The sequence below is a fragment of the Streptomyces sp. NPDC034084 genome, from assembly GCF_055575535.1.
On sequence record NZ_JBVISK010000001.1, the window covers coordinates 525,829 to 547,226 of the forward strand.

The following is a 21,398-nucleotide window of genomic DNA, read 5'->3' on the forward strand; positions in this document are numbered from 1 at the left end:
GACGGCGGTCAGGCCTGGCCGGTCTCGAAGCGGGAGATCTTCCCGCCGTCGACGGTGAAGGCCCACTTGGTGCGCATCTCGCCCCAGGTGTCGTTGCGGTAGCGGGCGACGAGCACGCGCCCGTCGTCCGCCTCGGACTCGACGTCCATGTGCCCGCGCGAGGAGAGCGCCTCGCGGTCGAGCCACTCCCGGAGGTCGCGGTCGGATCCGTCGTCGGACATGGTCGCGTCGGGCGTCAGGGCCTCGTAGAGGGCCGCCTCGTCGTGGGCGTTGAGGGCCGTGACGAAGGCACGGACGGCCGGGTCGCTGAGCTGTTTCACGGAGATCGTCATGCCTCCACCCGTACACCCGCGAGGCCCGTCCCACCGCGCACCCCGGCCGTGAGGTCCCTCCGACAGCGGTCCGGAAGCGTCAGGACCAGTCGCAGGCCTTGCCGTCGCCGTCGCGGTCGAGGCCGGAGCGGTAGCCGGGCTGACCGCGGTAGATGGGGCCCTTGCCGGCGGCGCGGACGGCGTCGCAGTTCTTGTAGTAGGCGAGTCCGCCACCGCCGGAGCCACCGGAACCGCCGGAGCCGGAGCCGGAGCCGGACCCGCCGGAGCCGGAGCCGGAGCCGGAGCCGGATCCGCCGGAGCCGGAGCCGGAGCCATGGCGATGGGGATCCGGGTCGGGGTCGGGGTCCGGGTTCAGCCGGGCGTACTCCTCGGAGGGGCAGGAGAGACCGGGCCGCGCGAGGGAGAGACGGACGGACATGTACTCCGGCCGCTCGACGTCCTCACCCGCCTCCGGGTCCTGGAAGCAGATCCGCCAGTCGTCGTGACGGGCCGCCAGGTCGACGTCCGTGTACGCGCTTGCGCCCCGGATCTCGGTGAGGCCCACCTTCCGGAGGACGGCGGAGCCGGCCTCGAAGGTCTTGCCGACGACGTTCGGCACCTTGGGGAAGACGACGGCCTCCCCGTCCCGCGCCGGGCAGGGGCTGCTCGTCTCGACGACGGCGAACTCGATCCGGATCCGCCGCCCTTCCTCGGTCGTGGCGGTCTCCCCGGCGGCCGGCTCCTGGAAGCAGACCTTCCAGTTGCCGTCGACGAGCTGCATCCTGTCGTCCTCGGTGGCGTCGTGCGAGCGCGCCCGGAACCCCGCCTCGTACGCCGCCCGCGACGCGGTCTCCAGGTTCTGGCCGATGTAGTCGGCGACCACCCGGCTCACGACCGGGGGCGGGGTGGGGGTGGGCGGGGTGTACGGCGTGAAGGACGGAAACCTGCCGGCCCGCGGCTCGGCGTCGGCCACCGCGGGCTGGTCCGCCGGCGGATCGCTCGTGCCCATGGCCACGAACCAGACGCCGGACAGCACGGTCGCGAGCACCTTCCGCCCCGGGGACCAACGGCTCCGCCAGGCGAGCAGGATGCCGAGGGGCGGCAGGACGACGAGACAGAAGACGACGAACCCGGGCCGCCGCCACCACGGCACGTCCCGGCCCTGCCCCTTGTCCGAAGACACGCCCACCCGACCCTGCCCCTCCCTGACGACATCTCGGCGCACACAGGGTATGACCTGCGCGTTCACCGGCCGCACCCAGGGGCGCCGCGCGTCAGTCCAGGCAGAACTCGTTGCCCTCGGGGTCGGCCATCACGATGTGGCCGGCGCCCATCGGCGGCGCGGGCTCGAAGCGGCGCACCCGCTTCGCGCCGAGGCCGACGAGCCGGTCGCACTCGGCTTCGAGCGCCGCCATCCGCTCCTCGCCCTGGAGCCCGGGGGCGGCACGGACGTCGAGGTGGACGCGGTTCTTGGCGACCTTGCCCTCGGGAACCTGCTGGAAGAACACCCGCGGGCCGTGCCCGTCGGGGTCCTCGATGGCGGACCGCGAGTTGCGCTGCTCCTCCGGTACGCCGATCCGCGCGAGGAACTCGTCCCAGGCGGCGAGCGGGTCGGCACCGTCGGGCAACTCGACCCCGGGCGGCCCGGGGTGGACGTACCTCAACGCGTCGCGCCAGAAGGAGGACAGCGCGCGCGGGTCGTGCGCGTCGAAGGTGACCTGGAATTGACGGCTCATCGGACGGCTCCGTTCGTAGCGGCTCGCGAGGCGACCGTACCGAAGCCGAGGGGGACCCGCCGGGATCGGGCGGACTTCGAGGGGGCGGGTCTCGGAGGCTGTCGGTGCGGTCCGGCTTCGAGGGCTTCTGGTGTGACCCCTCTTTCCGGGAGTCGCACACCCACCCCCGGCACCGCCCGGGCCTCGAGGACGGTCCCACCCCGACACCCACCCCCACCCCGCGGACGTCACGCCCCCAGCGCGGTGTCCGAATTTCGCCAGCGCCGCGGTACCGCCCCCGGCCACCCTGGCGCCATGACCACCTACTCCGCCCGTGCCATCTCCCCCACCGCCCTCGCCCGGCTGCGCGCCGTCGACGACGCCGGACAGGTCTGCGTGCCGCACACCGCCGCCGAGGGCGGCGATCCCCTCCGCTGCTGCCTGCGCCTCTCCGCCCCCGGCGAGCGGATCGCCCTCGTCTCGTACGCGCCCCTGCGCCGCTGGGCCGCCGAGACCGGTGCCGAGCCCGGCGCGTACGACGAGCAGGGGCCCGTCTTCATCCACGCCGACGGCTGCGGCGGCCCCGCGCCCTCGGAGACGTACCCCTTCTCCCGTACGGGCGCGCTCCGCACCCTCCGCCGCTACGACGCGGCCGGGCGGATCGTCGGGGGCCGCCTCCTGGAGCTCCCCGAAACGCCCGCCCAAGGCTTCGACCAGGCCCTCACCGAGGCCTTCGCCGACCCGGCCGTGGCCCTGGTGCACGTCCGGGCGGTCGAGTACGGCTGCTTCCACTTCGAGGTCCGGCGCCCCTGATGACGAAGGGCCCCCGACCAGGCGAAATGCCTGGCCAGGGGCCCTTCCCACGGGGGCCGACAGACGAGTCGGGCTATACGCCGGGTTCTGTGCCCCGGGACCTCGCGGTCGTCGGGGCGACGGCCATCCATCTAGGACCGGCGTTGCCGCCGGCCTCCTGCGGTCTACCCGCGGACTCGGGCGAGCAGCCCTCGAACATCCGCGCAGGGACACCGGGGTGTCCCCTCTTGACCTTGCTCCGAGTGGGGTTTACCTAGCCGCCTGAGTCACCTCAGGCGCTGGTGGTCTCTTACACCACCGTTTCACCCTTACCGAGGACCGAGGTCCCCGGCGGTCTGTTTTCTGTGGCACTGTCCCGCGGGTCACCCCGGGTGGCCGTTAGCCACCACCCTGCTCTGTGGAGCCCGGACGTTCCTCGGGGAGATCCGAGGATCTCCACGCGGCCGTCCGCCCGGCTCGTCTGCCGTGCCGACCATGCTACCTGGCGAAGGCGACCAGGCCGCCCGCCGCCGCTTGACCTTGCCGCGACGTCAGGGTTTCTACTGGGCGCATGCGTATCGGTGAGATCGCCGCGCTCGTCGGGGTCACCCCCCGGGCCGTACGGCACTACCACCAGTCGGGGCTGTTGCCCGAGCCCGAGCGGCGGGCCAACGGGTACCGGGAGTACGGCGTCCGGGACGCCGTGCTGCTCGCCCGGATCCGGCGGCTGGCCGAGCTGGGGCTCGGGCTCGACGAGGTGCGGGGCGTCCTCGCCGACGACGAGGGGCGGGAGCTCGTGGACGTGCTCGAGGAGCTGGAGGACGACCTGGCCCGGCAGGAGGCGGTGATCCGGGGGCGCAGGGAGCGCCTCGCCCCGCTCCTCGCCGAGGCGCGGGCCGGGCGGCTGCCCGCCGAGGGGCCCGTGTCGCCCGAGCTGGCGGCGCTGCTCGCCGGCCTGGGTGAGCTGCCCGGGTCCCCGATGGCGGCGAAGGACCGGGAGATCCTGGCCCTCCTCGACGTCGTCGCCCCCGAGGCGGAGCGAGTCCGGCTGATGGAGCTGATGCGCGGGGCGGCGGGCAGCGCGCGGGAGCTGTACGGGCTCCTCGACGCCCTCGCGGACGCGGAGGTGGACGATCCCCGGGTGGACGGGGCGGCCCGTGCCCTGGCCGACGTCCTGCCGGACGGAATCGCCGTGGAGCTGCCCCCGGCCGGCGCGGGGGGCCTCGCCGACACGTTCTTCGCGGACCTCGCCCCCGCCCAGTCCGCGGCGGTACGGCGGGCGATGGAACTGGCCGTGGCACGACGGAGGGAAGTCATGACGGAGCAGGGGGAGGCTGAGCGATGACGAGCGCGGGGGCGGCCAGGAGGCCTTTGGGCGGTCGGATCACGCGCGGACAGGTGCCGCGCCGTCGGCGGCGGCCGCGGCTCCTGCGCGCGGTCGCGTACGTCGCGCTGCCCGCCGAGCTCGTGCTCCTCGTCGGTCTGCTCGCCGGGGCGCGGATACCCGGAGCCGTGCTCCTCGCCGGGGAACTGCTCGTGCTGGGCCTCCTCGCCGCCGAGGGGTTCGTCCTCCTCCGGCTCCGGCGGCGCGGGCTCTCCGCCCGGGAGGCCCTGGGCGAGCTGGTGCCCGAGCCCGTCCTGCGGCTCCTCGGCCACGAGCTGCGGCTCCTGGCGAGCCTCGGGCGGTGGGTCGCGCGGCGGCCCCACGGGGTGGCGGGCGCGGACGGCGTCTTCCCGCACGCCCGGGATCAGGCGGCGCTGATGTACGGCTTCGCGTTCGTGTGTCTGGTCGAGACGGTCGGCATGTCCTACCTGCTCGACGAGTGGCCCGTCGTCCACGCCGTCTTCCTCGTCCTGGACGTCTACACCGTGCTGTTCGTCCTGGGGCTGCACGCCGCCGCCGTGACCCGCCCGCACACGCTCACGGGGAGCGTCCTCCGGCTGCGGCAGGGCGCGCACGTCGACGTGCCCGTCCCGCTCGACCGGATCGCGGCCGTCCGCCGCGAATCCCTCTTCTCGCACGAGAAGCGCGAGGGCGAGCTGAACCTCGCCGTCGGCTCCCAGACCTCCCTCACGATCGAACTGACCGAGCCGGTCGACGCGCCCCGGCTGCTCGGCGCGCCCCGCCCCGTGCGGCTGGTCCGCGTGCACGCCGACGACCCCAAGGCCCTGTACGGCGCGCTCACGCGGGCGCGAACAGCACCTTCGACGTCCCCGGGTCCGCTGCCGACAGCCTGACCCGCAGCCACTCCCCCAGCGGCAGCTTCGCCTCCCCGCCCTCGATCCGGGCGACCACCGCCGGGTCGTCCAGGTGGACGGTGCCGACGGCCGGTTCCCGCTCCTTCACGTCGATGACGTACGCGTCGAAGACCTCGCCGATCCGCTCCTTCAGGAGCGCCGCCTCGACGATGTCGACGCTCTCGCGCTCGACGGTGTTGGCGCGGCGGGCGCCGGTGGCCATCTCGTCGGGCAGGGCGGGCAGGGCGGACCGTACCCACTCGGGCGGCTCGTCCCCGGCGACCGCCGCCACGCACAGCTCGCCCGCGTACCGGTCGACGAGGCGGCGCAGCGGCGCGGTGCAGTGGGTGTACTCGTCGGCGACGGCGGCGTGCAGGGCGGGGTCGGGGACGTGGCCGTCGGTGAAGACGGTGTAGCCGGCGCCGCGCAGCAGGGTGGTGCACTCCTGGAGGAAGGCGGCGTGGCGGGGGTTCGTGGGGTCGGCGGAGCGGACGACGTCGGCGTACGAGACGTGGTGCGGCCAGTCGACGCCGAGGGCGTGTGCGGAGCGGCGCAGCCGGGCGACGGCGCCGTCGGGCGCCGTGGGGAGGGTGCGCAGGATGCCGGTTCCGGCGGCGGTCATGAGGTCGGCGGCGGCCATGCCGGTGAGGAGGGAGATCTGGGCGTTCCAGGCGTCGGCGGGGAGCGGGGCGCGGTAGGCGAGGGAGTAGGTGTGGTCGCGCTCGACGATCTCCTGCTCGGGGACGTTGAGGGAGATCCCGCCGCGTTCGGCTTCGAGGGCCTCGCGGAGCCGGCCGATGTCCCGGAGGAGCGCGAGCGGTTCCTCGGCCGTCCCGTCGTCGATCCGCCGCTGCACGCCCGCGTAGTCGAGTTTGGCGCGGCTGCGGACGAGGGCGCGGCGGACGTCGGTCGCCACCCTCCGCCCCTCGGCGTCGAGGTCGATGCGCCAGAGGAGGGCCGGGCGGGGTTCGCCGGGGAGCAGGCTGGCGGCGCCCTCGGAGAGGACGGCGGGGTGGAGGGGGACCTTGCCGTCGGGGAAGTAGAGGGTGAGGACGCGCCGGTGGGCCTCGGCGTCGATCGCGCCCCCCGGGGTGACGAAGGCGGCCACGTCGGCGATGGCGTAGTGGACGCGGTAGCCGCCGTCGGCCCGGCGGGCCAGGTGCATGGCCTGGTCGAGGTCGGTGGAGGTGGGCGGGTCGATCGTGAAGAGGGGCAGGTCGGTGGCGTCGTACGAGGGGAGGCGGGGGTTCTTGGCGGCGGCCTCGGCATCGGCGAGGACGGCGGGCGGGAAGTCCTCGGGGATCGCGAGCTCGGTACGGAGTGCGCGCAGGGCGGCCCGCAGCGGAGCCTCGGCTGCGCCGGTCACGTGTATAGGGCGGCGGGGCATGGACCGAGCGTAGGGGGCCGGGCGGCGACCGGCACCTCGTACACCTGGGCGGGGCGGATTCTCGTACGCCGGAGGGACCGGCGCCTCGTACGGCGAAGGGGCGATGTCCCGTACGCCGGACGGGACCTCGTGCGTGGGCGGGGGAAGGCTCGGCACCTCGTACGCTGGACGGCCGGGGCCGCACCCCCATCCCCGTACCGTACGAAGGAGAACCACCGTGCTCGTGCTGTTGCCGCCCTCCGAAGGCAAGGCCTCCTCGGGGCGCGGGGCGCCGCTCAAGCCGGAGTCGCTGTCCCTGCCGGGGCTCGCGGAGGCGCGGGCGGCGGTCCTGGACGAGCTGGTCGAGCTGTGTGCCGCCGACGAGGAGAAGGCGCGCGAGGTGCTCGGCCTGAGCGAGGGGCTGCGCGGCGAGGTCGCGAAGAACACGGAGCTGCGGACGGCGGGAGCGCGTCCCGCCGGGGAGATCTACACCGGCGTGCTGTACGACGCGCTGGGCCTGGCGACCCTGGACGCGGCGGCGCGGAAGCGGGCGGGGAACTCGCTGCTCGTGTTCTCGGGCCTTTGGGGCGCGGTGAAGGTGACGGACCGGATCCCGTCCTACCGCTGCTCGATGGGGGTCAAGCTGCCGGGGCTCGGGGCGCTCGGCGCCCACTGGCGGGGTGCGATGGCCTCGGTGCTGCCGGAGGCGGCCGGGGACGGGCTCGTCCTGGACCTGCGCTCGTCGGCGTACGCGTCGGCGTGGAAGCCCAAGGGGGAGGTCGCGGCCCGGACGGCGACGGTACGGGTGCTGCACGCGCCGACCCGGAAGGTGGTCAGTCACTTCAACAAGGCGACGAAGGGCCGGATCGTGCGGAGCCTCCTGGAGGCGGGTGCGGAGCCCGGGTCGCCGGCGGAGCTGGCGGAGGCGCTGCGGGATCTGCGGTACGTGGTGGAGGAGAGCGGGAAGGCGGGGGCGCTGGACGTGCTCGTGGACGAGATCCACTAGGTGGACGTTGCACCCTCCGCAACGCTCGTTGCGGGTGGCGTTCGGCCTGGGCAGGATGACGCCCATGACGACCGTGTTCGGCCTTGCCCCGGACGTCCGTGTGGTCCCGGTCGTCGTGATCGAGGACGCCGCGGACGCCGTCCCTCTGGCGCGGGCCCTGGTGGCCGGCGGGCTGCCGCTGATCGAGGTCACCCTGCGCACCCCGGCGGCGCTCGACGCCGTCCGCGCGATCGCGGCCGAGGTGCCGGAGGCGGTCGTCGGCGCCGGCACCGTCCTCTCGGCGTCCGGGGTCGCGGACGCGGTGGCCGCCGGGGCGCGGTTCCTGGTCGGCCCGGGGTGGACCGAGCGGCTGCTCGGCGCGATGCGCGACTCGGGTGTGCCGTTCCTGCCGGGGGTCTCGACGGCCTCGGAGGTCGTGGCCCTGCTCGAACGGGGAGTGGAGGACATGAAGTTCTTCCCGGCCGAGGCGGCGGGCGGCGTCCCGTATCTGAAGTCCCTCGCGGGCCCGCTCCCCCGGGCCCGCTTCTGCCCCACGGGCGGCATCTCCCGCGCCTCCGCCCCCGCCTACCTCTCCCTGCCGAACGTCGGCTGCGTCGGCGGTACGTGGATGGTGCCGCCCGACGCCCTCGCGGCCCGGGACTGGGCGCGGGTGGAGTCCCTCGCGCGCGGGGCGGAGGAGCCGTGGGGGCCGGTCAGCGGGTGAACGTCACGCCGAGGTGGTCGGTGACGGGCCGGTAGCCGAGGCGCTGGTAGAGGGCGTTGCTGGTGGGGTTGGCCAGGTCCGTGAAGAGCAGGACGTGTGGCGTGCCGCTGTCACGGGCGGCCCGGCTGACCGCCTCGGTGACCCCGGCCGCGTACCCCCGGCCCCGCTCGGCGGGTGGGGTGTAGACGAGGTGGACGCGGGCCTGGCCCTCGATCGTCCGGGAGACGGCGGCCATCGAGACGGGGCGGCCGTCGGGACCGTCCCAGAGCCAGAGCCGCCCCTCGGAGGTCCGCTCGGTGACGAAGCCGGTGTAGTCCTCGGCGGGCTTCTCCCCGATGGCCACCGCGAACTCCCTCGTCCAGGCGGTGAGGGCCGGGACGTCGGCCGCGGTGGCGAGCCGGGCGCTGCCCGCGGGGGCGGGGTCCGGCGGGGTGAGCTCGCCGAGGCGGAAGAGCCGCATCCGGGTCGTGACCGCCCAGGGGCGCCCGCAGGCCTTCGCGTACGTCTCGACCGCGGGGGTCTCACCGCGCACGGCGGCCGGCTCGGCTCCGGCCGGAGGGGCGGGAACGAGGGCTCGCGCCGCCTCCTGCGTCGTCGCGCCGAGGTCGAGGCCGGAAGGGGAGAGCGCGAGGACTCCGGTGACGCGGCCGTCCGGCTCCGTCCACCAGCCGAGCCGGTCCGCCCGGTGCATGAGGGTCAGCACGGCGGTGTTGCGGGCGGGCTCGGCGGCGAGGTGCCCCGCCGCGGCGGTACGGAACGCCTCGGCGTCCCCGGTGTGATGCCAGGTCATGAGCCGTGATGGTGGTACGGGGAGGGGCCCCGCGCCACCCCTTTGTCCGGTTGGGCCCTTTCCCGGGTCAGCCCCGCAGGTGCGAGGTGTCGTTGAGGAGCCGTACGGACGCGTTGCCGTCGGCGTAGTAGGCCACGGCCGAGAGCGAGGCGGCCGACAGCTCCATCCGGAACAGCGACTCCGGCGGGGCGCCGAGCGCGAGCCGGACCAGGGTCTTGATGGGCGTGACGTGGGTGACGAGGAGGACCGTGCGGCCCGCGTACGCGGCGGTCAGCCGGTCCCGGGCCGCGGCGACGCGCCGGGCGACGGTCGCGAAGCTCTCGCCCCCGCCGGTCGGCGCGGCCTTCGGCGAGGCCAGCCAGGCGTCGAGGTCCTCCGGGTGGCGCTCCCGGACCTCGGCGAACGTGAGGCCCTCCCAGGCACCGAAGTCGGTCTCCCGCAGCCCCTGCTCGATCCGTACGTCCAGGCCGAGGCGGGCGGCGACGGCGCCGGCGGTCTGGCGGCAACGGGTGAGCGGCGAGCTGACGATCTCCTGGATGGTGCCGCGCGCGGCGAGCGCCTCGGCGACGGCCTCGGCCTGCCGCAGTCCGGCCGCCGACAGCTCGGGGTCGCTGCCGCCGCTGCCCGAGAAGCGCTTCTCGGGCGTGAGCGCGGTCTCCCCGTGCCGCAGCAGCACGAACGTCGCGGGCGCCCCCATGTCGGGCCCCGCCCAGCCTTGCCGGGGGGCGGCGGTCCGGGCGGGCTCGGTGGCGGTCGCCACGTGACCCGTCGGAGCCAGGGCGCCCGCCTCGGCCTCGAAGTCGCCGGAGGCCACCGAGGCCGCGACGGCCTCCTCGGCGGCGAACAATGCGCCGTCCGCGCCGATGCCGGTGTCCGGAACGGCATCCGGCCCGGCGCCCTTGGCCGTCGGGCGCGTCACGGCACCCGGCCAGGCGCCCGAGCCCGTGCCCGTACCGCTCGAACCGAGGCCTCCGGCCGCACCCTTACCGCCCGAGGAGCCCGCCAGCGCCGCGCGTGCGCGGGCCGCGCCCGCCGTCGCGTCGCCGGGCGGGCCCGAGAGGGGCGGGGTCGCGGCGTTGCGGGCGGCCGACGCGTCCAGGGCGGCCGTGGAGGCGGACGGCTCCCACGGGAGACCCCGCTTGCCCGCGTCCATGGCCTCGTTCGCCAGCCGGTCCGCGTGCTTGTTCCGCTCGCGCGGGATCCACTCGTAACGGACCTGGCCAGGGGGGAAGACCCGCCCGGCCTCGGCTGCGAGCGGCTTCATGTCCGGGTGCTTGATCTTCCAGCGGCCGGACATCTGCTCGACGACCAGCTTGGAGTCCATGCGGACGTGGACGAGGGCGTCGGGGAACAGCTCCCGGGCCGCCTTCAGGCCCGCGACGAGGCCCTTGTACTCGGCGACGTTGTTCGTGGCGACGCCGATGTACTCGGCGGCCTCCGCGAGGGTCTCCCCGGTCGCCGGGTCGAGGACGACCGCGCCGTAGCCGGCGGGCCCCGGGTTGCCCCGGGAGCCGCCGTCGGCCTCGACCACGACTTCTCGCATTACAGGCCGGACTCCGCGGTGCGGACGAGGATCCGGCGGCAGTTCTCGCAGCGGAGGACGGCGTCCCCGGCGGCGGCGCGGACCTCGTTGAGCTCGGTGATGTTGAGCTCGATGTGGCAGCCCTCGCACTTGCGCTGGTACAGCCGGGCCGCGCCGACGCCGCCCTGCTGCTCGCGCAGCTTCTCGTACAGCTTGATCAGGTCGGCCGGGACGGAGCCCGCGACGAGCTCGCGCTCCTTGGCGACGGAGGCTTCCTCGGCGTCCAGCTCGGCCTCGGCGGCGTCGCGCCGGGCGGTGGCGTCGTCGGTCTTGGCCTGCACGGCGGAGACCCGCTCGGTCAGCTCGGCGAGGCGCTCCTGGATGGACTCGCGGCGCTCCATGACCTCCAGGACGATCTCCTCCAGGTCGCCCTGGCGCTTGGCGAGGGAGACGATCTCGCGCTGGAGGTTCTCCAGGTCCTTCGGGGAGGACACGGCGCCGGAGTCGAGCCGCTGCTGGTCGCGCGCGGCGCGCTGGCGGACCTGGTCGACGTCCTGCTCGGCCTTGGTCTGCTCGCGGCCGCAGTCGCTCTCCTCGGTCTGCGCGGCGACGAGCAGGTCGCGCAGCTGGGTGAGGTCCTTGGTCAGCGCCTCGATCTCGGCGTGCTCGGGCAGCGAGCCGCGCTTGTGGGCGAGCTGCTGGAGGCGGACGTCCAGGGCCTGGACGTCGAGGAGGCGGATCTGGTCGGCGGGCGCGGCGTTCAGTTGGGGGCTCCAGGGGAGGTGTGGTGGGAGGACCAGGGGTCGGTGACCGTCTTCGAGACGTGGACCCGCAGGTCCCAGCCGTGGCGGTCGGAAATCTCGTCGAGCTGGGCGGCGGCCTGCTCGCACCAGGGCCATTCGGTGGCCCAGTGTGCGGCGTCGACCAGGCCGAGCGCGGACTGCTGGGTGGCCTCGGAGACCGGGTGGTGGCGCAGGTCGGCGGTGAGGAAGGCGTCCACGCCCGCGGCGCGTACGGCGTCGAAGAGGCTGTCGCCGGAGCCGCCGCTGACGGCGACGCGGCGGACGGTCATGCCGGGGTCGCCGGCGATCCGGATGCCCTGCGCGGTGGCGGGCAGCCGCTTGGCGGCGCGGGCGGCGAACTCGGCGAGGGTCTCGGGGTGGTCGAGCTCGCAGATCCGGCCGAGGTTGTTCTCGGGGACGAGGGGGCCGGTGACCCGGAGGTCGAGCGCGCCGGCGAGGGCGTCGGAGACGCCGGGGTCCGCGGTGTCCGCGTTGGTGTGGGCGACGTGGAGGGCGATGTCGTGCTTGATCAGCGTGTGCACGACGCGGCCCTTGAAGTGGCCGGCCGCGACTGTCGTCGTCCCGCGCAGGTAGAGCGGGTGGTGGGTGACGATCAGGTCGGCGCCGAGGGCGATCGCCTCGTCGGCGATCTCCTGGACGGGGTCGACGGCGAGGAGGACACGGGTGACCTGGGCGTCGGGGTCGCCGCAGACGGTGCCGACGGCGTCCCACGACTCGGCTCGCTCCGGTGGCCAGAGGGCGTCGAGCTCGGCGATGACTTCAGACAGACGGGGCACGAGGGAAAGGCTACCTGTCCCCCGCGCCCCCTTGCTCTGGCCGGAGTCCCGGCCTGTGGACAACCTCGTCCGGGCCTACTTGACCAGGTCTTCGCGCAGGTCGTCGAGGACGCTGTTCGCGGCGGTGACGCCGAGGCCGAGGTACCAGGTCTCGTCGGGGACGTCCTTGGCCCGGCCGGACTTGACGGCCTTGAGGTTCTTCCAGAGCGGGTTGGCCTGGGCGGTGTCCTTCTTGGTGGCCTTGGCGTCGCCGTACACGCCGGTGAAGATCCAGTCGGCGTCCGCCTCGTCGATCTTCTCGGGGCTGATCTCGGCCGCCAGCTCGTTGATCTGCTGGTTCTTGGGCCGGGGCAGGGCGGCGTCCTCCAGGATGGTGCCGATGAAGGAGGCCCTGGCGTAGAGGCGGATCTTGCCGGGGAGGTAGCGGACCATGGAGATGGTCGGCTTGTCCGGGCCGATGTCCTCACCCAGCCGCTTCGCCTTGGTCTCGTAGGCGGCGAGCTTCGTCCTGGCCTCGTCGGTCCTGTCGAGCGCGGCGGCGTTGAGGAGGTAGTTCTCCTTCCAGGTGAAGCCCGGACGGATGGAGAACACGGTCGGCGCGATCTTCGACAGCTCGTCGTACTTGTCGGCGGCGCGCAGTTGGCTGCCGAGGATGAGGTCGGGCTGGAGGTTGGCGATGGCCTCCAGGTTGAGGTTGTTGATGGTGCCGACGGACTTCGGGTCGCCCGCGTCCTTCTTGAGGTACCCGGGGATGCCGTCGTCGCCCTCGGAGGGGGCGTAGCCGACGGGCTTGACGCCGAGGGAGACGACGTTGTCGAGCTCGCCGACGTCGAGGACGACGACCCGCTTGGGGGCGGCCTTGAGCTCGGTCGTGCCGAGGGCGTGGGTGAGGGTGCGGGGGAACTGGCCCGGCTTCGCGTCGGTGCCCATGGCCGCGGTCTTGGCGGCGGCGTCGCCGAAGTCCTTGCCGCCGGTGGCGACGTCCTTCTTCTTGGACGTGTCCTCCTTCTTCGCGGCGTCGGAGGATCCGCCGCCCCCTCCGCAGGCCGCGAGGGAGAGCGCGGCGGCGAGGGCGACGGCGGCGGCGGTTCCGCGGCGGCGGAGGGACATGAGAAGGCTCCTGTACGGGTCGACCGTGCGGGGAATCGAGCGGGGACACGGGCGCGACCGGTGGAAACCGGACACCCCGGCCGGAGCCCAAGACTCCGCTTAGGTTCGCCTTACCTTACTCACCACGGGCCACTCCAGCACAACCACCCCCTCCCCCTCAGCCGAACCGCCGCACGGCCACCCTTATGTGTGAAGTGACCCTGCTCGTGTTGTTCGGCTGGAAGTGCGAAAACTAGCTTCGTGGCTGGAGGTGACCAGTCGATGACAGCGTGTGCCATCGAGACGACGGCCGAGGACGACGACCGCGACGGGGCGCGCCCCGGTGGCGCGGTCTGGCCGACGGGGTTCACGATCACGGCCAACGGCGCGTACGCGGCCAGGCTCGCGGGCGCCGGTGACGCCCTGTACGTGGAGAGGTGGACCCTCGACGGCCCCGAGCCGTACGCCGTGCCGCTCCCCCTCGGCCAGCCGGAGGAGCCGGGCGCCCAGCTGCTGCCCCTCGCGGACGGGCGGGTCCTCGTGGCCCGCCGCGTGGACGGGCGGCGGAACACGTTCTCGCTGCTGTACCCCACCGGCCCGGACACCGGCGAGCTCCACCTCGGTTCGGTGGAGGCGCCGGGCTCCGAGCGCCTGGTGCTGCTCCCGCCCTCGCCGGACGGCATCTGCGCGTACGCGATGTGCGTCGGCCCCGAGACGACCACGTTGTGGCTGGTGGCGGGCGGGGCCTTCGGCCCGGAGCAGGTGGCGGAGGTCAGGGGCCACTGCACGGGCGGGGTGTGGCTCGACCGTACGGGCCGGATGCTCGCCCTCGACCGGCGGCTCGGCGACGGGCCGGTGAAGGCGGTCGCCGTCGACCTGGAGCGGGGCGGCGAGGTGACGCCGCTGCTCCAGATCACCGAGGGGAGCGACGACCGGCTGCTGCTCGCCGACCCGGACAGCGGGCTGCTCCTGATCCGCTCCGACGCGCCGTCCCCGGGGCACGACCGGCTCGGCTGGGGCGTGCTCGGGAGCCTGCTGCCGGTGCGGTTCCCCGAGTGCCTGCGGCTCGACGACGCGGCGGTGACGCCGTTCGCGGTGCAGCCGGGTCAGGTGCTCATGCCGGAGAGCTGCGCGGTGGCGCTGCGGATCGACGCGGCCGCCGGCAGCTGGGTGGGCGTCTGGCAGCCGTCGTCCCGCCGGATGACGCAGCTGGCCGCCCCGCAGGGCTGGCTGGCCGGGGCGGGCCTGTGGACGGCCGGGGGAGTGCTGCGGCTGCCGTACGCGACGGCCGAGGTGCCGTGCGGGCTCGCCGGTCTGGAGGTGCCGCCGGAGCCCGAGCCGGAGCCGGTGGTGGTCGTCGAGGAGCCCCGGGTGTGCCGTCCGGTGCCTTTGCAGCAGGCTCCCCTGACGGACCGTAGACCCGCTGGTTAGACTCACGGCCGCACAGCAAGAGCAAGACGTACGGGGTGAGTTCCAGCATGTCGCAAGCAAGCACGCAGGGTACGGAGTCGCACGGCTCCGGGAAGCACCGCGGCCAGGCGTCGCCGACGGAGGACTCCCAGTCCTCGCCGCACGGCCGGCACCGCCGCGAGGGCGACGCCCACGCGCGGTAGGAAGCACGGAGCGAAGGGCCCCGGGTCTCCCCGGGGCCCTTCGCCGTCCCCACCGCCACCCCCGTGGCTCAGCCCCTCTTCAGACCCAGCACCTCCGTCGCCGCGAAGGTCTCGCCCGCCGGGCGGGACGCGTAGTGCGGGGTCAGGAGGGAGTCCAGCTCCTCGTACGTGAACGCCTCCTTGGCCGTGTCGAACGTGGCGGCGACCTTCGGCCGGTCCACGACCGCCACCATCCCGCCGTGCACGACGAGCAGCTGCCCGTTGACCCCGGCCGCCGCCGGGGACGCCAGATAGCCGACGAGCGGCGCCACGTGGTCAGGAGACAGCGGGTCGAGCTCGCCCTCCCCCGGTTCTCCGAAGCCCGCGAAGACGTCCTCGGTCATCCGGGTCCTGGCCCGCGGACAGATCGCGTTCACCGTGACGCCGTACCGGGCGAGCGCGAGCGCCGACGAGGTGGTCAGGCCGACGATGCCGCCCTTGGCCGCCGCGTAGTTGGGCTGGCCGGCCGAGCCGGCGAGGAAGGCCTCGGAGGACGTGTTGACGATGCGGCCGTAGACGCCGGCCTCGCCCGCCTTGGAGCGGGCCCGCCAGTGCGCCGCCGCGAAGCGGGTGGTGTTGAAGTGGCCCTTGAGGTGGACGCGGATCACCGAGTCCCACTCGTCCTCGCTCATCGAGAAGACCATCCGGTCGCGCAGGATGCCCGCGTTGTTGACCAGGACGTCCAGCTTCCCGAACTCGGCCACCGCCAGGTCGACCAGGGCCCGCGCCGTCTCGAAGTCGGAGACGTCGCCGAGGTGCGCGACCGCCCGGCCTCCCCACGCGCGGATCTCCGCCGCGACCTCCTCGGCGGGTGCGGCGGAGGCCGCGCCCGAGCCGTCGCGGCCGGGCCGGCCGTAGTCGTTGACGACGACGGCGGCGCCGAGCCGGGCCAGTTCCAGGGCCTCTGCGCGGCCGAGACCGCGCCCCGCGCCGGTGACGATCGCGCTCAGACCCTCAAGGGGGAGTGACATCTCGCGGGAGTCCTCTCAGATCTCGACGCAGGTACGGAGGGCAGCGCCGGTCCGCATCTGCTCCAGGGCCTCGTTGATGCCCGCCAGGGGCACCCGGTGGGTGATGAGCGACTCCAGGTCGATGCGGCCGGCGCGCCAGAGCGCGATGGCCCGTTCGTACGAACGGAGCACGTCCCCGCCTCCGTACATCGAGGGCAGGATCCGCTTCTCGTCGAAGAACAGCTCGAACATGCTGAGCCGGAGGTGGTCGTCGAGGGCGCCCGCGCCCACGACGCAGAGCGTGCCGCCGCGCCGGGTCGTCTCGTACGCCGTGCGCGCGGTGGCGGACCTGCCGACGACCTCGAAGACGTAGTCGAAGCCCTCGCCGCCGGTGATCCGCTGCTTGGCGTCGGCGAGCGCGTCGGGGGCGACGGCCTCGGTGGCGCCGAACCTCAGCGCGGCCTCGCGGCGGGACTCGACGGGGTCGACGGCGACGATCTGGGCGGCGCCCTGGAGCCTGGCGCCCTGGATCGCGGAGATGCCGACGCCGCCGCAGCCGATGACGGCGACCGACGAACCGGCCTCCACCTTCGCCGTGTTGATGGCGGCGCCGAGGCCGGTGGTGACGCCGCAGCCGATGAGGGCGGCGATGTCGAAGGGCACGTCGTCGGGGATGGGGACGGCGCAGCCCGCGTCGACGACGACCTCCTCGGTGAAGGTGCCGGTGCCGGCGAAGCCGAAGACGTCACCGCCGGGGCGCCTGAAGTTGGGCGTGCCGGCGTTCATGAAGCCGGCCAGGCACAGCTGGGTCTGGCCGCGCTTGCAGGCGGGACAGCCGCGGCAGGCGGGCAGCCAGCAGAGCAGGACCCGCTGGCCCCGGCCGAGGCCGGTGACGCCGTCGCCGACGTCGAGGATCTCACCGGCGCCCTCGTGGCCCGGGACGAAGGGGGCGGGCTGCGGGAGGACGCCGCTCATCGCGGAGACGTCGGAGTGGCACAGACCGGTGGCCCGCACCCGGATCCGCACCTTTCCGGGGCCAAAGCCCACCGCCTCGACGTCGTCGAGGACTTCGAGTTTGTCCTGGCCGATCTCGTGCAGTACGGCTGCGCGCATGGTGCGGCTCCCCTCGGACGGACGAACGGTCGGGCGATCAAGCGGTCAAGCGTCAGGCGTGTTCGACGAGGGTGTCGGCGAGGACCTGGGCGTCGTCCCGCTCCACGGCCGTCACCGCCACCTGGACGCGGCCGTCGCCGGCCCACATCCGGATGCGCAGGGTCTCGCCCGGGAAGACGACCCCGGCGAAGCGCGTGCGGTACGAGCGGACGCGGGTGACGTCGCCGCCGAGCACCGTGTCCACCACCGCCTTGAGGGTCATGCCGTACGAGCAGAGCCCGTGCAGGATGGGCCGGTCGAAGCCGGCGAGCTTGGCGAACTCGGGGTCGGCGTGCAGCGGGTTCCAGTCGCCGGACAGCCGGTAGAGCAGGGCCTGTTCCTCGCGGATCGGCCGCTCGACGGTGGTGTCGGGCGCGCGGTCCGGGAGCGGGAGGCGCTCGGAGGGGCCGCGGTCGCCGCCCCAGCCCCCCTCGCCCCGTACGAAGATCGAGGCGTCGCTGGTCCAGAGCGGGCCGTCCTCGTCGGCGGCCTCGGAGCGCAGGACGAGGACGGCGGCCTTGCCCTTGTCGTACACGGCGGCGACGCGGGAGGTGGAGACGGCGCGGCCGGCGGTGGGCAGGGGGCGGTGGAGGGTGATCGACTGGCCGCCGTGCAGGACGGCGGCGAGGTCGATGTCGATGCCGGGGGCGGAGAGCCCGCCGACGACGCCCATGCCGGCGCCCGCGACGGTGGCGAAGCTGGGCAGGACGTGGAGCCGGGACTCCAGGGTGTAGCGGAGCTCGTCGGGGTCGGTCGCGGGGACGCCCGCCCCGAGGCCCAGGTGGTAGAGCTGGACGTCCTTGTGGTCCCAGGAGATCTCGGCGCCGCGGGGTTCGGCGGCGACGGCCTTGGCGGGGTCGATGGGCATCGGGCTGCTGCTCCTCGTTCCGGGGAAGACCTCGGCGCGGCCGTCCGCACCGTCGGCCGCACCGAGGCCGTGCGGGGACCGTCCCGAACACGTCCGTTCTAGAACGCGTTCTAGGTCGGTGGACCCCATGTATAGCCGAGGCGGCAGGAGTTGTGAACCCTCCTGACGGCATGTCAGAACCCCTTCGGCGGACCGCACCCGGGACATTTGTCACCGCCAGGTCCGTACATCCACGCCTGCCGCGCCAGGGCCCCCGATTCGTAGCGTCGTCCCCATGAAGAACGAGACAGCGGTCGCCTTCACCGGAGTCACCCGGTCCTTCGGACCGGTCCGCGCGGTGGACGGCATCGACCTCACGATCCGGCGCGGCGAGACCGTCGCCCTGCTCGGCCGCAACGGCGCCGGCAAGTCCACCACCATCGGCCTGCTCCTCGGCCTCGACGAACCCGACGGCGGCGAGGTGCGGCTCTTCGGCGACACCCCGGCCCGCGCCGTCGCGGCAGGCAGGACCGGCGCGATGCTCCAGGACGGCCGCCCGGTCCCCCGGGTCACCGTCCGCGAGCTCGTCACCTTCGTCGCCCGCACCTACCCGAAGCCCCTGCCGGTCGCCGAGGCCCTCGCGCTCGCCGGCCTCACCGAGCTCGCCGACCGCCGGGTCGACCGCCTCTCCGGCGGCCAGGTCCAGCGCGTCCGCTTCGCCGTCGCCCTCGCGGGCAACCCCGAGCTGATCGTCCTGGACGAGCCCACCGCCGCCCTCGACGTCGAGGCCCGCGAGACCTTCTGGGACTCGATGCGCGGATACGCCCGGCGCGGCAACACCGTCCTCTTCTCCACCCACTACCTGGAGGAGGCCGACGCCCACGCCGACCGGATCGTCGTCATCGACTCCGGCCGCGTCCTCGCCGAGGGCACCGGCGAGGAGCTCAAGCGCGCGGCCGGCGGCAGCCTCGTCGCCTTCGACCTGGCCGGCGACCCCAGCGAGGGCCTGACCCTGCTGCCCGGAGTGACCTCCGTCGAGATCCGCGGCGACCGCGCCCGGCTCCACACCGACGACTCCGACGCGACCGTCCGCGCGCTCGCCGAACGGAACGCGATCCGGGGCCTCGAAGTAGCCCCCGTGTCCCTGAACGACGCCTTCCTCGCCCTCACCCGCCCCCTGGAGACGACCCGATGATCACCGAGTACGTACGCCTCGAAGTCCGCCGCACCCTGCGCGACACCGGCTTCGCCATCGGCACCATCGCCGTCCCGGTGATGATGTACCTCCTCTTCACCAACCTCAGCGGCCAGAACGAGGAGGAGTGGAAGACCGCCTCCATGGTCGGCATGGCGGCGTACGGGGCGCTCGGGGCCGCCCTGTCGATCGGCACGGGCGTCGCCGAGGACAAGGGGTCCGGCTGGCTGCGGCAGCTGCGGATCACCCCCATGAGCCCGCGCCAGGTCGTCACCGGCCGCGCCCTCACCGGCTCGGTGGTGGTGCTCCCCTCGATCGTCGGGGTCCTCCTCGCCGGCGGCCTCGTCAACGGCGTCCACCTGGCGGCCTGGCAGTGGGCCGCGGTCGCCCTCACCCTCTGGCTCGGCTCGCTCCCCTTCACCCTCCTCGGCATCGGCAACGGCTACCGGCTCACCGCCCAGACGACCGGGGTCGCGAACATCGCCTGCAACCTGGGCCTCGCGGTCCTCGGCGGCCTGTGGTTCCCGGTGAGCCTCTTCCCCGGCTGGCTGCGCTCCCTCTCCGAGTACACCCCGACCAACCGCTTCGCCGAGCTCGGCGTCTCGGTCGCCGGAGGCCACTCCCCGGGCGCGACGGCGCTCGCGGTCATCGCCGCCTGGGCGGCACTGTTCGGCGCGTACGCCGCGGTCTCGTACCGTCGTTCGGCGAGGACAGCGTAGGGAGTGGACATGACGAACTGGCAGCGGTGGAGAGCGGCGGCGCGCGAGCGTGACGCACGGGCGCCCACCGGAATGAGCCTCCTCCCCTGGCTCCTGATGGGCCTGGGCGCACTCTCCCACCTCCTCGGCGGCGAGGCGCCCCACCCCTGGATCGGCGGCCTCGGGCTGCTCGCCTTCAACACGCTGTACATCGCGATCGTCTTCCGGGCCTTCGACCGGTCCCGCCGGGAATCCCCGCTGACCTGGGGACTCCTCGCGGGCCTCGGGGCGCTCACCTTCGCCCTGGCCATCGGGTACGGCCGGGAGTGGCTGCTCCTCTTCCCGCTCCTGGGCCTCGCGGTCGGGGCGGTGGTGCGGGGCAAGAAGCGGCTGCGGTTCATCGTCCTCCCGCTGGTCGCGGCGGTCGCGGCGGTGACGTTCTGGCGCGACGGCTGGGACTCCTTCGGCGTCGTGTACGGCACGTTCATCTCCGTCATGGTGACGGCGGCGATCCTCGCCCTGGACGAGACCGTCCGGGAGCTGCGCGAGACCCGCGAGGAGCTGGCCCGTACGGCGGTGGAGAAGGAGCGGTTGCGGTTCTCGCGCGACCTGCACGACCTGCTCGGCCACACGCTGTCGGTGATCGTGGTGAAGTCGGAGGTGGTGCGGCGGCTCGCGCCGCGTGACCTGGACGCGGCGCTCGCACAGGTCGCGGACATCGAGTCGGTGGGCCGTCAGGCCCTCGCCGAGATCCGGGAGGCGGTCACCGGCTACCGCGAGGGCAGCCTCGCCACCGAGCTGGACCGGGCGCGCGACGCGCTGTCCTCGGCCGGCATCGAACCGGTCGTCCGCCGCTCGGGCCCGCTCCTGGAGCCCCAGACGGAGGCCCTGCTGAGCTGGGTGGTGCGCGAGTCGGCGACGAACGCGGTACGGCACAGCGGCGCGTCCCGCTGCGAGATCGACCTCTCCGGCTCCGCCGACCGGGTCCGTCTCACCGTCACGGACGACGGCCGCGGCCCCTCCGACGCCACGCCCGGCAGTGGCCTGCGCGGCCTGCGCGAGCGGGTCGCCGCGGCAGGCGGCACCCTTGACTCGGGACCGGCTCCGCGGGGCGGGTTCCGGGTCACCGCGGAACTCCCCGTGGAGACCCCCGTACCGCACCAGGGGGAGCCCACGGAATGATCAGACTTCTGCTCGCCGAGGACCAGGGCATGATGCGCGGGGCGCTGGCCCTGCTGCTGGGCATGGAGCCGGACATCGAGGTGGTCGCGCAGGTCGGACGCGGGGACGAGATCGTGGACGCGGCGCTCCTCGCCCGCCCGGACGTGGCCCTGCTCGACATCGAACTGCCGGGGCGTTCGGGCCTGGACGCGGCGGCGGACCTGCGGGACGAGGTCCCGGAGTGCCGGGTGCTCATCCTCACGACCTTCGGCCGCCCCGGCTACCTGCGCCGGGCGATGGAGGCGGGCGCGGCGGGCTTCCTGGTGAAGGACGGTCCCGTGGAGGACCTGGCGGAGGCGGTCCGGCAGGTCCTCCGGGGCGAGACGGTCATCGACCCGGCCCTCGCGGCGGCGGCCCTGAGCGCGGGCCCGAACCCGCTGACGGGGCGTGAGCGGGACGCCCTGGCGGCCTCGGTGGACGGCGCGACGATCGCGGACATCGCGGTGACCCTCCACCTGTCGGAGTCCACCGTCCGCAACTACCTCTCGTCCGCGATCGGCAAGACCGGCACCCGCAACCGGATGGAGGCGGTACGGGCGGCCCGTCAGCAGGGGTGGTTGTGAGCCCTCCGG

The 21,398-nt window shown here is 74.2% G+C and carries 23 protein-coding genes and 1 other RNA gene; 11 read left to right on the forward strand and 13 right to left on the reverse strand.

What is annotated here, in order from left to right; translation table 11 throughout:
• Positions 1-8: 8 nt before the first annotated feature.
• From ACZ51I_RS02375 to ACZ51I_RS02385, 3 genes are all read right to left on the reverse strand, one after another.
• Positions 9-332 (reverse strand): nuclear transport factor 2-like protein, encoded by a 324-nt coding sequence (locus ACZ51I_RS02375; protein ID WP_468870970.1) that lies wholly within the window; start codon positions 330-332, stop codon positions 9-11.
• Between the two features lie 79 nt (positions 333-411).
• Positions 412-1,494, reverse strand: coding sequence for an excalibur calcium-binding domain-containing protein (locus ACZ51I_RS02380; RefSeq protein WP_468870971.1), 1,083 nt, complete (start codon positions 1,492-1,494; stop codon positions 412-414).
• 91 nt (positions 1,495-1,585) lie between these two features.
• Entirely contained in the window at positions 1,586-2,047 is a 462-nt protein-coding gene (locus tag ACZ51I_RS02385) for a VOC family protein (RefSeq protein WP_468870972.1), read from the reverse strand.
• A gap of 294 nt (positions 2,048-2,341) precedes the next feature.
• Between ACZ51I_RS02385 and ACZ51I_RS02390 the strand changes: the two genes are divergently transcribed.
• A complete protein-coding gene (locus ACZ51I_RS02390; RefSeq protein WP_468870973.1) occupies positions 2,342-2,839 on the forward strand; it encodes a DUF1203 domain-containing protein in 498 nt (165 codons plus the stop codon).
• Positions 2,840-2,899: 60 nt separating this feature from the next.
• On the opposite strand, the gene rnpB is transcribed toward ACZ51I_RS02390, so the two are convergent.
• An RNA gene (gene rnpB, locus ACZ51I_RS02395) (RNase P RNA component class A) lies at positions 2,900-3,298 on the reverse strand.
• Positions 3,299-3,389: 91 nt separating this feature from the next.
• On the opposite strand from rnpB, the gene ACZ51I_RS02400 reads away from it, so the two are divergent.
• Together ACZ51I_RS02400 and ACZ51I_RS02405 are read left to right on the forward strand one after the other, a co-directional pair.
• Complete coding sequence (locus tag ACZ51I_RS02400; RefSeq protein ID WP_468870974.1) at positions 3,390-4,163, forward strand: MerR family transcriptional regulator; 774 nt, start codon at positions 3,390-3,392, stop codon at positions 4,161-4,163.
• A complete protein-coding gene (locus tag ACZ51I_RS02405) occupies positions 4,160-5,056 on the forward strand; it encodes a hypothetical protein (protein ID WP_468870975.1) in 897 nt (298 codons plus the stop codon). The genes ACZ51I_RS02400 and ACZ51I_RS02405 overlap by 4 nt, the downstream gene beginning before the upstream one ends.
• Here the strand turns inward: ACZ51I_RS02405 and ACZ51I_RS02410 are convergent.
• The gene (locus ACZ51I_RS02410; RefSeq protein WP_468870976.1) at positions 5,001-6,443 is read right to left on the reverse strand and encodes an RNB domain-containing ribonuclease; all 1,443 of its coding nucleotides are present in this window, start codon (positions 6,441-6,443) and stop codon (positions 5,001-5,003) included. The two genes, ACZ51I_RS02405 and ACZ51I_RS02410, sit on opposite strands and share 56 nt — an antisense overlap.
• Before the next feature lie 217 nt (positions 6,444-6,660).
• On the opposite strand from ACZ51I_RS02410, the gene yaaA reads away from it, so the two are divergent.
• Together yaaA and eda are read left to right on the forward strand one after the other, a co-directional pair.
• Positions 6,661-7,428: a peroxide stress protein YaaA gene (gene yaaA / locus ACZ51I_RS02415; protein ID WP_468870977.1), complete on the forward strand. Its 768-nt coding sequence runs from the start codon at positions 6,661-6,663 to the stop codon at positions 7,426-7,428.
• A gap of 64 nt (positions 7,429-7,492) precedes the next feature.
• Complete coding sequence (gene eda / locus ACZ51I_RS02420; protein ID WP_468870978.1) at positions 7,493-8,131, forward strand: bifunctional 4-hydroxy-2-oxoglutarate aldolase/2-dehydro-3-deoxy-phosphogluconate aldolase; 639 nt, start codon at positions 7,493-7,495, stop codon at positions 8,129-8,131.
• On the opposite strand, the gene ACZ51I_RS02425 is transcribed toward eda, so the two are convergent.
• The 5 genes from ACZ51I_RS02425 to ACZ51I_RS02445 form a co-directional block, all read right to left on the reverse strand.
• Positions 8,121-8,921, reverse strand: a complete 801-nt coding sequence (locus ACZ51I_RS02425) for a GNAT family N-acetyltransferase (protein WP_468870980.1) — start codon at positions 8,919-8,921, stop codon at positions 8,121-8,123. The genes eda and ACZ51I_RS02425 overlap by 11 nt on opposite strands.
• 67 nt (positions 8,922-8,988) lie before the next feature.
• Positions 8,989-10,464, reverse strand: a complete 1,476-nt coding sequence (locus ACZ51I_RS02430; protein WP_468870981.1) for a bifunctional RNase H/acid phosphatase — start codon at positions 10,462-10,464, stop codon at positions 8,989-8,991.
• Entirely contained in the window at positions 10,464-11,207 is a 744-nt protein-coding gene (locus tag ACZ51I_RS02435) for a zinc ribbon domain-containing protein (protein WP_468871673.1), read from the reverse strand. The genes ACZ51I_RS02430 and ACZ51I_RS02435 overlap by 1 nt, the downstream gene beginning before the upstream one ends.
• Positions 11,204-12,022 (reverse strand): Nif3-like dinuclear metal center hexameric protein, encoded by an 819-nt coding sequence (locus ACZ51I_RS02440; RefSeq protein ID WP_468870983.1) that lies wholly within the window; start codon positions 12,020-12,022, stop codon positions 11,204-11,206. Before ACZ51I_RS02440 ends, ACZ51I_RS02435 begins: the two co-directional genes overlap by 4 nt.
• Positions 12,023-12,097: 75 nt before the next feature.
• Positions 12,098-13,132 (reverse strand): ABC transporter substrate-binding protein, encoded by a 1,035-nt coding sequence (locus ACZ51I_RS02445; RefSeq protein ID WP_468870985.1) that lies wholly within the window; start codon positions 13,130-13,132, stop codon positions 12,098-12,100.
• 261 nt (positions 13,133-13,393) lie between these two features.
• On the opposite strand from ACZ51I_RS02445, the gene ACZ51I_RS02450 reads away from it, so the two are divergent.
• Positions 13,394-14,542: a hypothetical protein gene (locus ACZ51I_RS02450; protein WP_468870986.1), complete on the forward strand. Its 1,149-nt coding sequence runs from the start codon at positions 13,394-13,396 to the stop codon at positions 14,540-14,542.
• A gap of 47 nt (positions 14,543-14,589) precedes the next feature.
• The gene (locus ACZ51I_RS02455; RefSeq protein WP_468870987.1) at positions 14,590-14,724 is read left to right on the forward strand and encodes a hypothetical protein; all 135 of its coding nucleotides are present in this window, start codon (positions 14,590-14,592) and stop codon (positions 14,722-14,724) included.
• 68 nt (positions 14,725-14,792) lie between these two features.
• On the opposite strand, the gene ACZ51I_RS02460 is transcribed toward ACZ51I_RS02455, so the two are convergent.
• From ACZ51I_RS02460 to ACZ51I_RS02470, 3 genes are read right to left on the reverse strand one after another with little or no spacing between them, the layout of a single operon-like run.
• Positions 14,793-15,734, reverse strand: a complete 942-nt coding sequence (locus tag ACZ51I_RS02460) for a 3-oxoacyl-ACP reductase (protein ID WP_468870988.1) — start codon at positions 15,732-15,734, stop codon at positions 14,793-14,795.
• A gap of 15 nt (positions 15,735-15,749) precedes the next feature.
• Positions 15,750-16,826: a Zn-dependent alcohol dehydrogenase gene (locus tag ACZ51I_RS02465; protein WP_468870989.1), complete on the reverse strand. Its 1,077-nt coding sequence runs from the start codon at positions 16,824-16,826 to the stop codon at positions 15,750-15,752.
• A gap of 52 nt (positions 16,827-16,878) precedes the next feature.
• Complete coding sequence (locus ACZ51I_RS02470) at positions 16,879-17,733, reverse strand: MaoC/PaaZ C-terminal domain-containing protein (protein ID WP_468870990.1); 855 nt, start codon at positions 17,731-17,733, stop codon at positions 16,879-16,881.
• A 274-nt stretch (positions 17,734-18,007) separates the two neighbouring features.
• Here ACZ51I_RS02470 and ACZ51I_RS02475 point away from each other — a divergent pair, with 274 nt between their 5' ends.
• The 4 genes from ACZ51I_RS02475 to ACZ51I_RS02490 are packed head-to-tail and all read left to right on the forward strand — an operon-like array spanning position 18,008 to position 21,389.
• Positions 18,008-18,907: an ABC transporter ATP-binding protein gene (locus tag ACZ51I_RS02475; RefSeq protein WP_468870991.1), complete on the forward strand. Its 900-nt coding sequence runs from the start codon at positions 18,008-18,010 to the stop codon at positions 18,905-18,907.
• Positions 18,904-19,626, forward strand: coding sequence for an ABC transporter permease (locus ACZ51I_RS02480; RefSeq protein ID WP_468870993.1), 723 nt, complete (start codon positions 18,904-18,906; stop codon positions 19,624-19,626). The genes ACZ51I_RS02475 and ACZ51I_RS02480 overlap by 4 nt, the downstream gene beginning before the upstream one ends.
• Positions 19,627-19,635: 9 nt before the next feature.
• Positions 19,636-20,787: a sensor histidine kinase gene (locus tag ACZ51I_RS02485; RefSeq protein ID WP_468870994.1), complete on the forward strand. Its 1,152-nt coding sequence runs from the start codon at positions 19,636-19,638 to the stop codon at positions 20,785-20,787.
• On the forward strand, positions 20,784-21,389 hold the full coding sequence (locus ACZ51I_RS02490) for a response regulator (RefSeq protein WP_468870995.1): 606 nt from the start codon (positions 20,784-20,786) through the stop codon (positions 21,387-21,389). Before ACZ51I_RS02485 ends, ACZ51I_RS02490 begins: the two co-directional genes overlap by 4 nt.
• Positions 21,390-21,398: the final 9 nt, after the last annotated feature.

Bases quoted from the DNA above. Each gene is read 5' to 3' on its own strand.
- ACZ51I_RS02410 (WP_468870976.1), bottom strand. From the start codon at position 6,443: ATGCCCCGCCGCCCTATACACGTGACCGGCGCAGCCGAGGCTCCGCTG.
- ACZ51I_RS02425 (WP_468870980.1), bottom strand. From the start codon at position 8,921: ATGACCTGGCATCACACCGGGGACGCCGAGGCGTTCCGTACCGCCGCG.
- ACZ51I_RS02475 (WP_468870991.1), top strand. From the start codon at position 18,008: ATGAAGAACGAGACAGCGGTCGCCTTCACCGGAGTCACCCGGTCCTTC.
- ACZ51I_RS02460 (WP_468870988.1), bottom strand. From the start codon at position 15,734: ATGTCACTCCCCCTTGAGGGTCTGAGCGCGATCGTCACCGGCGCGGGG.
- ACZ51I_RS02465 (WP_468870989.1), bottom strand. From the start codon at position 16,826: ATGCGCGCAGCCGTACTGCACGAGATCGGCCAGGACAAACTCGAAGTC.
- ACZ51I_RS02455 (WP_468870987.1), top strand. From the start codon at position 14,590: ATGTCGCAAGCAAGCACGCAGGGTACGGAGTCGCACGGCTCCGGGAAG.
- ACZ51I_RS02385 (WP_468870972.1), bottom strand. From the start codon at position 2,047: ATGAGCCGTCAATTCCAGGTCACCTTCGACGCGCACGACCCGCGCGCG.
- ACZ51I_RS02400 (WP_468870974.1), top strand. From the start codon at position 3,390: ATGCGTATCGGTGAGATCGCCGCGCTCGTCGGGGTCACCCCCCGGGCC.
- ACZ51I_RS02485 (WP_468870994.1), top strand. From the start codon at position 19,636: ATGACGAACTGGCAGCGGTGGAGAGCGGCGGCGCGCGAGCGTGACGCA.
- ACZ51I_RS02405 (WP_468870975.1), top strand. From the start codon at position 4,160: ATGACGAGCGCGGGGGCGGCCAGGAGGCCTTTGGGCGGTCGGATCACG.
- ACZ51I_RS02390 (WP_468870973.1), top strand. From the start codon at position 2,342: ATGACCACCTACTCCGCCCGTGCCATCTCCCCCACCGCCCTCGCCCGG.
- ACZ51I_RS02480 (WP_468870993.1), top strand. From the start codon at position 18,904: ATGATCACCGAGTACGTACGCCTCGAAGTCCGCCGCACCCTGCGCGAC.
- ACZ51I_RS02430 (WP_468870981.1), bottom strand. From the start codon at position 10,464: ATGCGAGAAGTCGTGGTCGAGGCCGACGGCGGCTCCCGGGGCAACCCG.
- ACZ51I_RS02470 (WP_468870990.1), bottom strand. From the start codon at position 17,733: ATGCCCATCGACCCCGCCAAGGCCGTCGCCGCCGAACCCCGCGGCGCC.
- ACZ51I_RS02450 (WP_468870986.1), top strand. From the start codon at position 13,394: ATGACAGCGTGTGCCATCGAGACGACGGCCGAGGACGACGACCGCGAC.
- ACZ51I_RS02490 (WP_468870995.1), top strand. From the start codon at position 20,784: ATGATCAGACTTCTGCTCGCCGAGGACCAGGGCATGATGCGCGGGGCG.
- ACZ51I_RS02375 (WP_468870970.1), bottom strand. From the start codon at position 332: ATGACGATCTCCGTGAAACAGCTCAGCGACCCGGCCGTCCGTGCCTTC.
- eda (WP_468870978.1), top strand. From the start codon at position 7,493: ATGACGACCGTGTTCGGCCTTGCCCCGGACGTCCGTGTGGTCCCGGTC.
- ACZ51I_RS02445 (WP_468870985.1), bottom strand. From the start codon at position 13,132: ATGTCCCTCCGCCGCCGCGGAACCGCCGCCGCCGTCGCCCTCGCCGCC.